At 52.2% G+C, this 540-nt stretch carries 1 rRNA gene; it reads left to right on the top strand.

Annotated features, from left to right (window positions below):
* Positions 1-540, top strand: a 23S ribosomal RNA gene (locus OGV69_RS01285); the annotation flags it as partial.

Genomic DNA, 540 nt, shown 5'->3' with positions numbered 1-540 from the left:
GTTAAGCGACTAAGCGTACACGGTGGATGCCCTGGCAGTCAGAGGCGATGAAGGACGTGCTAATCTGCGATAAGCGCCGGTAAGGTGATATGAACCGTTATAACCGGCGATTTCCGAATGGGGAAACCCAGTGTGATTCGTCACACTATCGTTAACTGAATACATAGGTTAACGAAGCGAACCGGGGGAACTGAAACATCTAAGTACCCCGAGGAAAAGAAATCAACCGAGATTCCCCCAGTAGCGGCGAGCGAACGGGGAGCAGCCCAGAGTCTGAATCAGCATGTGTGTTAGTGGAACGGTCTGGAAAGTCCGACGGTACAGGGTGATAGTCCCGTACACAAAAACGCATGTGCTGTGAACTCGAAGAGTAGGGCGGGACACGTGGTATCCTGTCTGAATATGGGGGGACCATCCTCCAAGGCTAAATACTCCTGACTGACCGATAGTGAACCAGTACCGTGAGGGAAAGGCGAAAAGAACCCCGGCGAGGGGAGTGAAAAAGAACCTGAAACCGTGTACGTACAAGCAGTGGGAGCA

The organism is Citrobacter sp. Cc139 (genome assembly GCF_030334645.1).
In the GTDB taxonomy this organism is placed as follows: domain Bacteria; phylum Pseudomonadota; class Gammaproteobacteria; order Enterobacterales; family Enterobacteriaceae; genus Citrobacter; species Citrobacter werkmanii.
Note: the sequence above shows the minus strand (reverse complement) of the source record. Positions and strands in the feature narration are given on the sequence as shown.